This is a genomic window from Mucilaginibacter conchicola, assembly GCF_003432115.1.
Classification (GTDB): domain Bacteria; phylum Bacteroidota; class Bacteroidia; order Sphingobacteriales; family Sphingobacteriaceae; genus Mucilaginibacter; species Mucilaginibacter conchicola.
In genome coordinates, this window is the sequence record NZ_QWDC01000002.1 from 763,094 (window position 1) to 777,715 (window position 14,622).

15 protein-coding genes are annotated in these 14,622 nt (G+C 44.6%); 13 read left to right on the plus strand and 2 right to left on the minus strand.

Going from position 1 to position 14,622, the window contains the following annotated elements; genetic code table 11:
* Window positions 1-72: 72 nt before the first annotated feature.
* The 6 genes from D0C36_RS13020 (at window position 73) to hisS (ending at window position 5,875) form a co-directional block, all read left to right on the plus strand.
* Window positions 73-414 (plus strand): hypothetical protein, encoded by a 342-nt coding sequence (locus D0C36_RS13020; RefSeq protein ID WP_117392059.1) that lies wholly within the window; start codon window positions 73-75, stop codon window positions 412-414.
* A 14-nt stretch (window positions 415-428) separates the two neighbouring features.
* The gene (locus D0C36_RS13025; RefSeq protein WP_117392060.1) at window positions 429-1,301 is read left to right on the plus strand and encodes a hypothetical protein; all 873 of its coding nucleotides are present in this window, start codon (window positions 429-431) and stop codon (window positions 1,299-1,301) included.
* Window positions 1,302-1,985, plus strand: coding sequence for a response regulator transcription factor (locus tag D0C36_RS13030; protein WP_117392061.1), 684 nt, complete (start codon window positions 1,302-1,304; stop codon window positions 1,983-1,985).
* 3 nt (window positions 1,986-1,988) lie between these two features.
* Window positions 1,989-3,323: a sensor histidine kinase gene (locus D0C36_RS13035; protein ID WP_117392062.1), complete on the plus strand. Its 1,335-nt coding sequence runs from the start codon at window positions 1,989-1,991 to the stop codon at window positions 3,321-3,323.
* Window positions 3,324-3,535: 212 nt separating this feature from the next.
* Window positions 3,536-4,219 (plus strand): OmpA family protein, encoded by a 684-nt coding sequence (locus tag D0C36_RS13040; RefSeq protein ID WP_117392063.1) that lies wholly within the window; start codon window positions 3,536-3,538, stop codon window positions 4,217-4,219.
* A gap of 210 nt (window positions 4,220-4,429) precedes the next feature.
* Window positions 4,430-5,875: a histidine--tRNA ligase gene (hisS, locus tag D0C36_RS13045; protein WP_117392064.1), complete on the plus strand. Its 1,446-nt coding sequence runs from the start codon at window positions 4,430-4,432 to the stop codon at window positions 5,873-5,875.
* Between the two features lie 3 nt (window positions 5,876-5,878).
* Here hisS and D0C36_RS13050 read toward each other — a convergent pair whose 3' ends face one another.
* On the minus strand, window positions 5,879-6,259 hold the full coding sequence (locus D0C36_RS13050) for a nuclear transport factor 2 family protein (protein ID WP_117392065.1): 381 nt from the start codon (window positions 6,257-6,259) through the stop codon (window positions 5,879-5,881).
* A gap of 1 nt (window position 6,260) precedes the next feature.
* On the minus strand, window positions 6,261-6,959 hold the full coding sequence (locus tag D0C36_RS13055) for an SGNH/GDSL hydrolase family protein (RefSeq protein ID WP_117392748.1): 699 nt from the start codon (window positions 6,957-6,959) through the stop codon (window positions 6,261-6,263).
* Between the two features lie 127 nt (window positions 6,960-7,086).
* Here D0C36_RS13055 and D0C36_RS13060 point away from each other — a divergent pair, with 127 nt between their 5' ends.
* The 7 genes from D0C36_RS13060 to D0C36_RS13090 all read left to right on the plus strand — a co-directional run bounded on the left by D0C36_RS13060 (window position 7,087) and on the right by D0C36_RS13090 (window position 14,610).
* Complete coding sequence (locus tag D0C36_RS13060) at window positions 7,087-7,827, plus strand: hypothetical protein (protein WP_117392066.1); 741 nt, start codon at window positions 7,087-7,089, stop codon at window positions 7,825-7,827.
* Window positions 7,828-7,920: 93 nt separating this feature from the next.
* Window positions 7,921-9,114 carry a glycosyltransferase family 87 protein gene (locus D0C36_RS13065; protein ID WP_158557112.1) on the plus strand — a complete coding sequence of 398 codons (1,194 nt, stop codon included), beginning with the start codon at window positions 7,921-7,923 and terminating at the stop codon, window positions 9,112-9,114.
* A 254-nt stretch (window positions 9,115-9,368) separates the two neighbouring features.
* Window positions 9,369-10,823, plus strand: a complete 1,455-nt coding sequence (locus tag D0C36_RS13070) for a circularly permuted type 2 ATP-grasp protein (protein WP_117392068.1) — start codon at window positions 9,369-9,371, stop codon at window positions 10,821-10,823.
* Between the two features lie 110 nt (window positions 10,824-10,933).
* Complete coding sequence (locus D0C36_RS13075) at window positions 10,934-11,869, plus strand: alpha-E domain-containing protein (protein WP_117392069.1); 936 nt, start codon at window positions 10,934-10,936, stop codon at window positions 11,867-11,869.
* A 99-nt stretch (window positions 11,870-11,968) separates the two neighbouring features.
* Entirely contained in the window at window positions 11,969-12,940 is a 972-nt protein-coding gene (locus D0C36_RS13080; protein WP_117392070.1) for a transglutaminase family protein, read from the plus strand.
* A 94-nt stretch (window positions 12,941-13,034) separates the two neighbouring features.
* Window positions 13,035-13,772 (plus strand): peptidase, encoded by a 738-nt coding sequence (locus D0C36_RS13085; protein ID WP_117392071.1) that lies wholly within the window; start codon window positions 13,035-13,037, stop codon window positions 13,770-13,772.
* A complete protein-coding gene (locus D0C36_RS13090; protein ID WP_117392072.1) occupies window positions 13,762-14,610 on the plus strand; it encodes a transglutaminase-like domain-containing protein in 849 nt (282 codons plus the stop codon). Before D0C36_RS13085 ends, D0C36_RS13090 begins: the two co-directional genes overlap by 11 nt.
* Window positions 14,611-14,622: the final 12 nt, after the last annotated feature.

The window sequence follows — 14,622 nt, forward strand, 5'->3', positions numbered from 1 at the left end:
TAATAACACATAGCGCAAAAAAGGTGTACACCATTATCTTTGCGTAATTTTTGCTTTTCGCTATTCCAATAAATGACGAAGTGGTTTTTGTATATTGTACTCCTGATGCTGTTAGCACCACTTTCGTCATACCCGAGGGCTGGCAACGCAACTGCTTCATCTAAGGTTACAGCAACATCGCCTATATCATTTAGCGCAAATTTTTCGTTTCAACAACGGGATACCACTGTAACAAAAGGCAAGCAAAAACAATCAGAAGAAGAAAAGAAGAAAATTAAAGAGGTGGCCAAGGCTAAAAAAATGCCTAAGCCCGAGAAAGTAGAAGAAGTTAAAACCGAGAAACCTAAACCACCACGCCAGCGCAGGCCTGAGGGGGTTGAAAGGCCACCGGAAATTCCAAGAAGAAACGAGTAACCCAATTTATATTGATGAAATATTTTGGAACCCTCATATTGTTAATTACCTATACCTCATTATCAGCAAAGGCAAAGCCATTATTGATGATGTACAGGGATTACCATGCCGTAGCCGATACTGATACTGTAAAACCTATCCGCAAAAGTTCTGCCTCTGTTGGTGTTACTTACGGTACCGATGCACTGTTCTTTGGCCGTACCGGGCCTATCAAATACCCATTTATGTCAACAGATGTGGTAATAAACAGCAAGCCGGGTTTCTTTGTGTATGGCTCGGCATTAAAAGTGCTGGGTTATAAACCATTGGTTGATGAGATAGATGTGGGCGGTGGTTATTATTACCGTGCATCAAAAACATACACAGGTACCATCAGTTATACGCGTTTCATTTTTAATAAAGAGGCCAATATCATCAAGTCGGCATCTTCAAATGATATCAACTGGAAGAATACTTTCGATTGGAAGCTCTTTAAAACCAGCTTTACTGCTGATTATCTTTTTGGTAAATCAGATGATATATTTACCACTGTTACCGCCTCAAAGTATTACGAGAGCAAGTTCAGTATTTTTAACGATCAGGATTTCCTGTCTATAAATCCGGCTATTAGCATGATACTGGGTACCCAGAACTTTGTGCAGCGTTATGCTGACGATCATAACCGTAAGCTTGAGTTTTATAACATTATTGATAAACTTGCCCGCGCCCGTGATAATTCAAGGTTTAACGCGCTCAACTACAGCTTTAAATTGCCGCTGGCCTATAACACACCACATTATACTTTAGAGGCTTCGTGGAAATATTCTATCCCGGTTAACGTTGAAGGCATGTTGCAAAACCGTAAAGAATCGTTTTTTAATTTCACGTTTTATTACGTTTTTTATTAGATGAACATACTGATCATTGAAGACGAAAAGGCGCTTGCGCAGGAGCTGGAGTTATTTTTAACAAAAAATAATTACGTATGCGAGGTATGTTATAACGGCAGCTCGGCATCAGAAAAAATTGCGGTTAACCTCTACGATTTTATCCTGCTTGACCTTGGCCTACCCGATTATGAGGGCCTGGACCTATTGAAAGAAGCCCGCCAAACCAATCCCGAGGCCGCCTGCATTATCCTAACGGCACGCGCCGAGGTGAACGACCGCGTAATAGGCCTTGACCTGGGTGCCGATGATTACCTGGCCAAGCCATTCTCGTTGTTAGAGTTGCAAAGCCGCATGCAAGCCATCATTCGGCGTAAGTTTGGCGTACCGCAAAACGTTGTTGACCTGGATGGTTTCCTGGTAAACCTTACCGACCGTACCATTATGTACCACGTAAACCCGGTAAATACCATCACCAAAAAAGAGTTTGACCTGCTGGCCTACCTGCTACTGCATAAAAACCGCACACTTACCCGTGCACAATTGGGCGAACATATCTGGGGCAGTGTGATAAATGACGATTACGACTCTAACTTTATTGATGCACACATTAAAAATATCCGTAAAAAGCTAAGTGCGTTTGCCCCTGCCGAGTGGCTGGAGACCGTGCGCGGCCTGGGTTACCGCATAAAAACAAACGCTTAAGATTTGAAGCTTCAAACAAAACTTACGTTTTTCAATGCTATATCAAAGCTGGTTATTGTAACCCTGTTTGTTTTGCTGCTACCCGGCGTTATCGAAAATATCAACAAAAGCTACACCGATGACCGCCTTATTAAACAAAAAGACAAGCTGTTAGAAATAGTACAGCAACAGGGTATCAAAACCTATATTGATGGCGATGAAAGTTATGGCAGTTACCTTCCGCTTAAAGAAGAGTACATCAGCCTGGATGTAGCGCCACCCAAATACCACCTTGATACCATACAGAACGAGAAACGTATGGTTGAGCAGGATACCATAGATTACCGCATCCTGAGCCATACGTTTAAAGTAGGAAAAAAAAATTACCTGTTAGAGATAGGCAAGAGTACCGAGAGTATTGGTGAAACCACCAAGCCTTTACAGAATATTGCATTCCAGATACTGATAGGGATGGTGTTACTCACCATTCTGGCAGATCAGGCCTTCTCAAGCTATATCCTGCGCCCTTTAAACATCATTATCCGCACCAAACTGGTAAGCAAAAAGTTCCCGAGTTTTACGGCTTACAAGCAGGTACGCACCACTACATCAGATTTTCAGCACCTGGATATCAGCATCCATAAAATGGTTGAGGCCATTGAAAAAGCTTTTCAAAAAGAACGCGAATTTATCTCCAATGCATCGCATGAGTTGATGACACCCATATCTATCATGCAATCAAAAATAGAGAACATGTTTGAGCAGGATGACGTGGCCGACGAGACCAAACTACGCTTGCTTGAGATGCAGAAGATACTGTATCGCTTAAAAAGCATCACCAAAACCCTGCTGCTGATATCGCAGATTGAGAACGAGCAGTTTTTACGTGAAGATAAAACCACTACGGCTGAATTGCTTCAGGAACTTTATGATGAGATATCCATACGCCTGCAGGATAAAAACATTAGTTTGGTTTTACTGGTAACCGATAACGTTGAGCTTATCAACATCAATAAATTTCTGCTGTTTAACTTACTGTTTAACCTGGTGAACAATGCCATCAAATATAACCGTACTGATGGTGAGATAACCGTTTCTGCCCGCTGGCATAATGGGCGTTACCAGGTAAGTATTGCAGATACCGGCATAGGCATAGCCGAAGAAGAATTGCCGCATATCTTCAACCGCTTCAAGAAGATGAAAAAGGCGCTTTCGCAAGATAGTTTTGGGCTGGGGCTGCCCATTGTTAAATCTATTGCCGATTTTCATCATATCGATATCAGCGTAATATCGGTACAGGGCGAGGGCAGTACATTTACCCTTAGCTTGCCGCCGGGTACTATTAATGCCGCCCTTTAAAAACAGGGGTTGTACTAAATTTAATGCATCACTTTTGCTACAGCAAAACCACGCTGTTTATTTATACCGACCACAATTTTCCTGAATATTAAAAATATGTTGTTGCAGTGTGTTTATGTATTAAAAATAACTGCAGGCTGGGTATAAAATATAGCTTTGCGGCTTTGGCACTGCCTTTGTAATTACCCAACAAACACACACAATTTCCAAAGATGAAAACATTAAAAGTAAAGATTGCTACTTACAGTATAGCGTTAGCCTCATTAGGCATATTAGGAACAGGTTGCGACTCGATGACCAAAACACAAAAAGGTGCTGCCATTGGCGCAGGTGCCGGTGGTACTATTGGTGCCGTAATTGGTAAGGCTGCAGGTAATACAGCATTGGGCGCTATTATTGGTGGTGCTGTAGGTGGTACTGCCGGTGCTTTTATTGGCCGTAACATGGATAGGCAAGCTGCCGAAATTAAACAAACCGTACCGGGCGCAACCGTAACCCGCGAGGGTGAAGGTATCCTGGTAAAATTCGATTCAGGTATTTTGTTTGATACCGATAAATCAGATTTGAAATCAGCAGCCCGTACCAACCTGGCTAACCTGGCTACCTCATTGCAAAACAACCCGCAAACCAACATCCTTATTGTTGGCCACACAGATGATACCGGTAGCGATACTTACAACCAGGGATTATCTGTTCGCCGTGCAGAGTCTGTAAAATCATTCATCTCGGCTAATAACGTAGCATCATCACGTTTAAGCGTACAAGGCAAGGGCGAAAGCGAACCAATTGCTGATAATACTACTGCTGATGGCCGCGCACAAAACCGCCGTGTAGAGATTGTTATTGTTGCTAACGATACCATGAAAAACCAGGCTAAACAACAATCAGGTCAATAATAAAGAATTTTAATAATCAGTTAGTTTAATAGTTAATCGATCCCTGCGGCGTGCCGCGGGGATTTTTTTGTTTACCCGCGCGTCATTGCGAGGAGCAACAGCGACGTGGCAATCCCCTGCGTACAGAGCGACTCTGCAAGTCGAGGATTGCCACGCTATCGCTCGCAATGACGGCATGAGTTAGTTTGCGCTTTTTTGTACCTTTGCCGCATGGCATCCATCAAACCATCTGTACCAAAAGGTACGCGCGATTTCTCTCCGGCCGAAATGGCAAAACGTAACTTTATTTTCGATACTATTAAAAGCGTATTCAGGAAATATGGTTACCAACAGATAGAAACCCCATCGATGGAAAACCTGAGCACCCTTACCGGCAAATATGGTGATGAGGGTGATAAACTGATATTTAAGATTTTGGATAGCGGAGATTTCATCAACGCCAAAGAGTATGATAAGCTCGTACATGAGCTTGATAACCTACCAAAACAACCTCACAATCAACCGAGTATTTCAAATGATATATTAAATACTGCACTTGATTTAAGGTCTCGAATTAGAGATTTAGTTGGTAAAGAAAAAGCCCTTCGCTACGACCTTACCGTGCCATTTGCGCGTTACGTAGTGCAACACCAAAACGAGATAACCTTTCCGTTCAAACGTTTTCAGGTGCAGCCGGTATGGCGGGCCGATAGGCCGCAAAAAGGCCGCTACCGCGAGTTTTACCAGTGCGATGCCGACGTGGTAGGCTCTCCCTCATTACTAAACGAGGCAGAGTTTGTATTGATATACGACGAAGCCCTAAGCAAACTGGGTTTAACCGATTTCAGCATCAAGATTAATAACCGTAAGATATTATCGGGTATTGCGCAAGTTGTTAACAAACACGATAGCATTGTAGATATGACCGTTGCCATTGATAAGCTGGACAAAATAGGCCTGGATGGCGTGATCAAAGAACTGCTTGAGCGCGGCTTTACCGAAACTGATATAGAGAAAATTAAACCTATCATCCTGCTGGAAGGCAGCAACGAAGAGAAACTGGCAAGCCTGCGCAAAGCACTTGCCGATTCAGAAATTGGCCTGTTGGGTTGCGATGAGATAGAGAAAGTATTTACCTACCTGAGTGCCTGCAAACCACTTACTGCTAAGTTGGAACTGGATATTACCCTTGCCCGCGGCTTAAATTATTACACCGGAGCCATCTTTGAGGTAAAAGCAAACGGTGTAGCCATAGGCAGCATTGGCGGCGGTGGCCGTTATGATGATTTGACCGGCATGTTCGGTTTAAAAGGTTTGACAGGTGCTGGTATCTCTTTTGGTGCCGACCGGATCTATGATGTGTTGGAAGAGCTTAACCTTTTCCCTGCCTCAACCGACCAAAGCACCCAGGTACTCATCTGCTGCTTTGATGCTGATGCAGAAGGATACGCACTGCCTTTACTGCAAGACCTGCGTGCAAATAACATCAATGCCGAGCTTTACCCAGCTGGTACCAAGATCAAAAAACAGATGGATTATGCTAACAACAAGCAAATCCCTTATGTGGTATTGATAGGTACCGAAGAAATGCAAAGCGGCGAGCTATCATTCAAAAACATGCAAAGCGGCGAGCAGGAGAAACTTACCGCCGGGCAAATCATTGCCAAATTTCAGTAAAGCTTAGCTAAGATCCGTTAACGCGGTGATTATTTTATCGTGGACAAACTTAAATACCGAACGGCCGCTGAGTTTAATCTCGTCGCCGGCTTTCATCCCGTTAGGCAGGTTGATAGCTAAAATCGCTACGTAGCTGATAGCCACCTCAGTTTCGTCGCCACGATGCTCTATATTGCTGATGGCCTGGTGGCGGGTGCTGAAATACGCCTTAGTTTGCTCGGCCTGTTCACGAAAAGCATCGATGCCATTAAGCGTCATGTTCACTTCGTTGCCCGAGATATTCTGAAACACTATATCCTCAGCCATATCGGCCAGCATGCCCTCAACATCAAATTTATTGTAGGCATTGATATAATTCCTGATGATTGCTTCCCTGTCTTTCATATTACTTAAGTGCTTTAGCTATGGCTTCATCGGTTACTTTGGCCATTACCGCATAGCCTGCTACGTTAGGGTGAACGCCATCGGTGGTCAGCTCTGCTTTTTGCCCGTTACGCTCATCAGCCAGCGGCGAAAAATAATCCAATATGGTTAAATTCTGTTCAGTTGCGTAAGCTTTAATGGCTTTGTTAAGTTCGATGATCCTATCCGCGGCAGCGAAACCTTTGCGCCACGGGTATTCATACACCGGCAGGTATTCGCACAATATCACTTTGATGTTATTGGCCTTTGCCAGCTGCACCATTGATTTAATATTATCCATAATGCGTGCCGTGGTTACATGACCTGTGGTGCCGGCAATATCATTGCTCCCTGCAAGGATGATAACAGCTTTAGCTTTTAACGCGACAACATCCTGCCGGAAACGGACAAGTAGTTGCGGCGAGATCTGCCCGCTAATGCCGCGATCTAAATAACCTTTATGTTCAGCAAAATATTGCGGTACTTTTTGTTTCCAAAACTCAAAAATAGAGCTACCTAAAAACACCACGCGTTTCTCGCCGGCTGCAAGTGCAGGTAATGCTTTGTTTTCGGCTTCATAATGGCGCAGATCAGCCCAGTCGTCTTTAAAATCTTCGGGTTGCTGCTGGGCAAATGCCGTGGCTGAGACGAACAGGGACAGGAAAAGAAAGGCTTTTTTCATAATTATGGGTTGATGGTATTTCAAATGTACAATACCGTACATTAAATTTCTATTAAAATAGCTAATTGAGGCAACCATAGCCATGTGTTTAAACGTAATAACTTCAAAACCCCGAAACTAATAACACATGAAAAAAAGTCTCCTTACTCTAAGTGCTGCAGGTATACTATTTGCCTCACTTTTAACATCATGCTCAAAAGATAAAGGCGCATCGCCAACTGCAGCCCAGGCAGAAATGGGTTTCCAGTTAACTGCCGATAATTCGCAATCTGCCGTTGGCACAAATGCTGTTACAGGCGGCCTGGCAGTAAACGATGCCTCACAGGCTGCCATTAAATGGACATCGGTAATTGCCAACATTACCCGTTTTAAGCTCGAGGCAAAAAAGAACGGTAAAGAAACCGAGGTGACCACTAAAAATGTGGCTAATCTTGATCTGCTGAATCTTGCTTCTGCGCCAATTACGGCACTGGTTGATACGGGGCATTACAGTGAGATAGAGGTGAAAATATTCCTTACCAAATCATCAGGCAACGATATCCCGCTTACGGCTAAAGGTACTTTCACCACATCGGGCGGTGCAACCGTACCAATCGAATTTGATTACAACGACGATGCCATCATTAAAGCCGAAGTTAAAAATGTAGCCGTTGACGCTACTACTGATGTTACATCAAAAATAAGCCTGCATTTGAACAGGTTGTTGATGGGTATCCCTGCCCGGACAATTGACCAGGCAACCCGCACCAGTGGCACAATTGTGGTGAGCAGCAGCAGTAATGCAACTATATATAATCAGGTTATTGCCAATGTGCGTTTGGCGTTCGAGGCTCACGAGTTTGAGCATCACAGAAGAGGGAGCAACTAACAACTGATTCTTATAATGAGGCCATTCGTAAATTTGCGGGTGGCCTTTTTTATTTCGGGGCGTAAACAATTTTGCTTTATTTTATCTCCTGATATGGATGCGCAAATTTCGGCTAAAAAATTCTGGGGGTTAACCGGTTACCAGTGGACCTGCATCCTGTATATTGCTGTTGCCGTTTTTTGCTGGCAGCTAAAATACTTTAGGCATATTGATAATAATTACATCATATTCCGCACCTCGTACTATCATTTTAAAGATCATGTAAACCTGTACCTGCTTTATCCTAAGGAGTATTATGATGTTTACATCTACGGCCCGCTTTTTACGGTTTTTATTGCACCGCTATCGCTAATGCCCGAGAGCTGGGGCTTCTTTTTTTGGGAAGTGGGTAACGCAGCTGCCTTTTTATGGGCTATACACTTGCTCCCCTTTAATAACAGGGCAAAAACTGCTATTCTGTTGCTTTGCGCTATAGAGTTTGCTAACTCAAGCCATTACATGCAGTTTAACCCCATTATTGCCGCTATCATTATTGGTAGTTTTATGCTAATGCAGCATGAAAAATTAAAGTATGCCACCCTGCTTACCGTAGCAGGCACCCTCATGAAGATCTATCCTATTGTTGGGCTGGCCTTCTTTTTTTTCTCAAAGCATAAAGTGAGGTATATTTTATGGTCGGCGTTTTGGCTTATCTTGTTCCTGATACTGCCTGCGATCATATCAGGCCCCGAATTTTTGATGCAAACCTACAAAGACTGGTTTGCCGCACTTACTTCAAAAAACCTCACCAACCAAAGTCTCACTACCGGGTTCGACTGGTGTATGATGGGGGCAGTGCGCCGCGCGTTCCAGGATAGTTCTATACCAAACTGGCCATTCCTGCTAATAGGTGCAGCATCGGTAATTGGCGCATTGGCCAGGGTTAAACAGTACAATTCATTAAAATTTCGGCTGCAGTTAATGTGCTCATTACTGATAATGGTGGTGGTGTTTAGTACCGCATCAGAGCACCCAACATTTATTATAGCTACCGCAGGCGTTGTTATTTACATAATGATGCAACCCAAACCTTTCACTACCTTCAATATAATAATGCTGGTATTGCTACTTGTGGTTACCGGCCTTGGCCCTTCTGATGCTTTCCCTAAGCCCGCTCGTATCTGGATGCAGAACCATGCAATAAAAGCATATATCCCATCCATTATGTGGTTTAAAATTGCCTGGGAATTATTATTTAACGATTTCAGGGGGCAGGTTATCCCGGTTTTGAAGGGAGAGGTGGCTTAAACGGCTTTGTCATTTCTCCTCGTTCTAAATGACAATTGAATATTATACCTTCTCCGTGAAACTTTCCCGTTATCCCAACTGTTCAATCTATTCAACAATAAAAATCAGCAATTATTTTTTATAAAAATTGAATATTTATCAATACAAATGGACAACCATTTAAATTTTTGATAAATAATTAGGCTTTAAGATGATAATTATTGTAACTTGAGTAAGTTTTTATTGAACATTTATACATTTTGTAATATAATTATATGCAAGGCTCACAATATTTTGAGAAATATGGCTTAATAAATGGCACGTGGGACGAAATGTATAGCGAAAATCACATCGTTCGTGGTCATTATAAGAAGGTTATCGATTATTTGTCGCAGGAATCTGCCGATGACCTGAATAAAAAGGAAGAACTGGCCAAACGCCTGTTCATGACGCAGGGCATTACCTTCACCGTTTACAACAGCGGCGAGGGGATAGAGAAGATTTTCCCGTTTGATATTATTCCCCGCGTTATTACCGCCGCCGAGTGGGAGTTTGTAGAAAAAGGCATCAAACAGCGCCTTACCGCGCTTAATCATTTCCTTAAAGATATTTACCACAACCAGTTTATCATAAAAGATGGTGTGGTGCCTATTGATATTGTGTACTCTTGCCCGCATTTTCTGCGCGAGATGTACCAGCTCAACGTACCTTATGATGTATATGTACACATAGCAGGCATTGACCTGATACGTGATTACGATGGCACCTTCTACGTATTGGAAGATAACCTGCGTACCCCATCGGGCGTGAGCTATATGCTGGAGAACCGCGAGATAACCAAACGTTTATTCCCTGACCTGTTGCCGAATTGCGGTGTACGCAGTGTAACAGAATATCCGTCAATCCTGTACAAAAACCTGCAAACGCTGTCGCCAAGGCAGGTAAGTAACCCTACGATAGTGTTGCTTAGTCCGGGGATATACAACTCAGCATATTTTGAGCACACCACGCTTGCCCGTTTAATGGGCGTAGAACTGGTTGAGGGCCGCGACCTGGTGGTGAACAACCACCGCGTGTACATGAAAACCACCACCGGCTTACAGCAGGTAGATGTGATCTACCGACGTGTGGATGATGACTTCCTTGACCCGCTGGTGTTTAACCCTAACAGCGTGCTGGGCGTAGCCGGCTTAATGGGCGCTTACCGTAAAGGAAACGTAGCCATTGTAAATGCTTTAGGTAACGGCGTTGCCGATGATAAGGCCACTTACATTTACGTGCCTGACATGATCCGCTATTACCTTAACGAGGAACCTTTGCTCAAGAACGTACCCACGCACCGCCTCTCAAACCCCGATGAACGCGAGCACGTGTTTGCCAACATCAACAAAATGGTAGTTAAAAAAACCAACGAGAGTGGTGGCTACGGTATGCTGATGGGACACGCAGCCAGCGAGGAAGAGATAGAGAAATACAAGCTGGAGATCATGAAAGATCCGCGCAATTTTATCGCGCAGCCAACTATCAGTCTTTCGGCGGCACCATGTTACATCAACGGCACGTTACAGCCACGCCGCATCGACCTGAGGCCTTATGCCCTTTGCGGCCCCGATGGCATTGAGATAGTGCCCGGCGGTTTAACCCGTGTGGCCCTTACAGAAGGCTCGTTGGTAGTGAACAGCTCGCAAGGCGGCGGAAGCAAGGATACGTGGGTGCTGGCAGCCCCCTAACCCCCTAAAGGGGGAACCGAAGTTTAATTCAAACAGACAATAATGCTATTAGCAAGAACTAAAAATATACAAATCAAAAACTCCCCCTTCAGGGGGCTGGGGGGCTACTTATGTTAAGTAGAGTCGCAGCAAGTTTTTATTGGTTAAGCCGCTATATTGAGCGGAGCGATGGTTTGCTCAGGATGCTGAAGACCAACTATGCCTCGTCGCAGGATTCTGTTGCGGGTTTTAGCTGGGAACCTATTATGCGCATTTTTTCGGGTGCGGATGATGATATGGTAAAGTCGCTGGGTAATGAGAGCCGCGCGGTGTTGAAGTTCATGGTGATGGAGCGCGATAACCCAAACTCCATTGTAAACCTCATTACCCTTGCCCGCGAAAACGCCCGCAGTGTACAGGAACATATCCCTACCGACCTTTGGCAGTGCATCAACGAGTACTACCACACGGTTAAAGAACCGCGCATTGCCACCGGCCTCAGGAAGGATGACCCTATCGGCATCCTTGATGTGCTGATAAAAGAGGTAATGCTTTATTACGGCACCGCCGAAATTACTATGGAGCGCGGGCAAGCCCGCAGTTTCATGAATATCGGCAAATACCTGGAACGGGCTATCCAGTCTATCGATATCCTCGACGTTAAATTCGGGCCGATAAATACCAACCCCGATCTGTTGCTGGATATTACCTATTGGAAGCACTTACTGCAATCCATCGGCGGCTATGAGCTTTACCAGAAAACCTACCGCGACGGCCTTGAGGCGCATAACGTGATAGAGCAGGTTATTTTGAATAACGATTTCCCACGCTCGGTTATCTACTCTGTAAATAACATCCAGCGCTATTTCGACAGGTTAAAGAACAACAGCAACGTGAACGATTATCGAGAGATCTCGTTCCAGATAGGTAAGCTGCAAAGCAATATCAAGTATAGTTCGGTAAAAAGCATTAGCCAGGTGGGGCTGCACCAATACCTCACCAGCCTGCGCGACGACCTGTACAAAATAGGTAACTCCATGAACGAGTACTACTTTGCAAACTCATAATTTTAATTTGAAGATGAGTTGATTTGAAAATTTGAAAATTGCCATCTGAAAAGGCGACATCTTCAAATCTTCAAATCCTCAAATTAACCCATCAACACCATGCCCGAGTTTAAGATACAGCATATCACCAAATACACTTATGATAATTTTGTGCGCGATAGTGCCAATAAGATCATCCTGTACCCTATAAATGATATTTACCAGGAAGTGCTGAAGCATGACCTCATCATAACCGGGCACCCGCAGGTTGATACTTATATTGATTATTATGGCAACCAGATAGGTAGCTTTACTTATATAGAGCCGCACAATTCGCTGGCTATTAATTCGCAGTTATCGGTTATCACGCACCCGCGGGCGCTGCCTATGGATGATATGTTTTCTGCAGAGCAGTGGAACGAGTTGTATAACCTGCGCAACGTGGTGCCTTATATCGATTTCCTGAAACAGGAATATTTTGAAGGGCTTAGCGAATTGCGCCCCATTGTACAGGCCGAGCGCAAAATTGAAGATACGCCATACCATACAGCGCTTAACTTTTCTAAATACGTTTACAAGAATTTCGAGTACATAAAAGGCGTAACCACTGTAGAGACCACTCTGGATGAGATCTGGAAACTCCGCGCCGGCGTTTGCCAGGATTTTGCCCATTTATTGATGGTGATGCTGCGCTACGTAGGCATCCCTGCCCGTTATGTGAGCGGCTACATTTGCCCCAACAAAGATGGCATGCGTGGCGAAGGCGCAACCCACGCCTGGGCCGAGGCTTATTTGCCTGGTTATGGCTGGTTAGGTATCGACCCTACCAATAACTGTGTAGCTAATGAGAACCACGTGCGCCTTGCTGTTGGCCGTAACTTTAGCGATTGTTCGCCGGTCAAGGGCGTTTACAAAGGCACATCAGGCCATACGTTGGAAGTATCCGTATCAGTAGGTTACCAGGATGGCCAGGTTCACGAAGAAAAAGATATCTTTACCGTTTCAAATTCAAACGCTCCAAAACCCGCGCAAAGCATGCCAAGAAACAGCTATGCAAAGTATATGGAGATGATACAGCAGCAACAACAATAATTTTAGATACAAGAACCAAGAGTCAAGAATCAAGATCAAATTTTAAAAATAGTCTTGATTCTTGGCTCTTAACTCTTGACTCTCTTCAAAAATCATGACTTACTGTTTAGGAATTAAGGTAAAAGACGGGTTGGTAGCACTGGCAGATACGCGGATCACTTCGGGTACGGAAACCACCAATAAAAAGAAACTTACAGTTGTACAAAAGGACGGCGGCTCCATGTTCATCATGACCAGCGGGCTGCGTTCGGTACGCGATAAGGCGGTGGTTTACTTTAACGAGATAAACAAAACCCAAACCTTTGATAAGCTTTTCCAGGCAGTTAACGCCTTTGGCGAACAGATCCGTCGCGTGGCCGAAGAAGACCGCCAGACCCTTGAGAAAGCGGGCTTCAGGTTTGACCTCAATACCATCATCGGCGGCCAGCTAAAGGATGATGAAGACCATAAACTTTTCCTGCTTTATCCCGAAGGTAACTGGGTTGAACTGGGCGAAGGCGCTCCTTTTGTGGCTATCGGTAACTCGGGCCACGGCAAGGCGATCCTGAACCGTACCATCGATGAAGACTCAAGCATGCACGAGGCGTTGAAGGCAGCATTTCTGTCTTTTGACTCTACCCGTGTGAGCAGCAACAATGTCGATTTCCCGATAGATATTGCGCTGTATAAAAAAGGAACCTTTGAGCTGGTAGAACAGCGCTATACGCAGAAAGATCTGGCCAGCATCTCGGCACAATGGGATGATGAGCTGAGAGCTGCCCTGCAAAATATATCAGGCGAGTGGATGGAAAAGGCCTTTGCCAAATTACCGGGAGAACACGATGAAGTTTAAGGTATCAGCCAGGTTAGGATATCAGGCAAAATCGGCGGGTACCATTATTTTAAATATTCATGCACTAAAGACCGAAAAGCAAACGGTACTTGAGGAAACGTTCACCATCAGCCCGCAAGCTGATGCCGAGGAACTGATCACCCCGGGTACCGACAATCGCTTTATGCGTGTTGACATAAAAGAACCCGGCGATTACACCGTTACTTACGAAGCCATAGTCGACAATCATTTTGAACTGGGTAAGTACAACAAGTACAAAGATATCAGTATCAGTCAGCTCGATCCTGCTGTACTGACATACCTTAGCCCCAGCCGTTATTGCCAGTCGGACAGGTTATACCGCCTTGCCGAGAACGAGTTTGGCACCCTTGCCAACAATTACAACAAGGCCGTTGCCATTACCAAATGGATCCATAACCATGTGGAATACCTGAGCGGCAGCAGCACATCAGAAACCTCAGCGTATGATACCGTAGCCCAGCAGGCCGGAGTTTGCCGCGATTTTGCGCATTTGGGCATTGCGCTTTGCAGGTCACTTTCTATCCCTGCCCGGTACTTTACCGGTTACTCTTATATGCTTATCCCGCAGGATTTTCACGCCTGTTTTGAAGCCTATATTGCCGGTGAGTGGCTGTTGTTTGATGCTACACGGTTATCACCATTGAACGGCTTTGTAAAAATAGCCACCGGCCGCGATGCCGCCGATGCATCGATAGCCAGCATGTTTGGCGATATCAATAATACCGACATTGAAATAAGCTGCCAGCTGGCAGAGGATATTGATTTTGAACCCCGGTATCACTACCCATCAGTTTATGATGGCGTGGCGTACCGTTAGGCCGACATCAAT